This window comes from Neisseria sp. HMSC065D04 (genome assembly GCF_001815675.1).
In the GTDB taxonomy this organism is placed as follows: Bacteria; Pseudomonadota; Gammaproteobacteria; order Burkholderiales; family Neisseriaceae; genus Neisseria.
In genome coordinates this window covers 1-419 of record NZ_KV821568.1, presented here as the reverse complement: position 1 = coordinate 419, position 419 = coordinate 1, and the positions used below count along the sequence as shown (strand labels likewise).

Annotated in this window: 1 pseudogene; it reads right to left on the bottom strand. The window is 54.4% G+C overall.

Going from position 1 to position 419, the window contains the following annotated elements:
* Positions 1-419 (bottom strand): annotated as a pseudogene (locus HMPREF3050_RS12920) (hypothetical protein); the annotation flags it as partial.

Sequence of the window (419 nt, the reverse complement as noted above, 5' to 3'; positions counted from 1 at the left end):
GTGGTTTTTTCGGTGGCGGCGAGTTGTTCGTTCAGCTGGGCGACGTTGACGGCGTCGGTGTCTGCCGTACCTTTGGCTACGTTGGCGATTTTGTTGCCGCCATTGTTCAGACCGGAAGTAGTCAGAGACACTTGGCTCGGAGAGCCGTCTGCACCAATCTTCAGACCGTCGGTAGTCAAGACGCTGTTGCCTGCGATAACACTTTCGGCAACCACGCTGGTCGCTGCCACTGAATCAGCTTTGACATGATCAAACTCAACGTCGTCTGAAGTTTCAACCGTCAGATCTTTGCCGCTGCGTTTCACTCGGATGTTCTTACCTTGTTTCACGGTCACGGTGTCGCCTGCGGCGATTTTTTCGCTGTCGCTGTCGGCTTCGTCGTTCGCTTTCAGCTTCCAGCCTTTCTCGGCAGTCTCTTT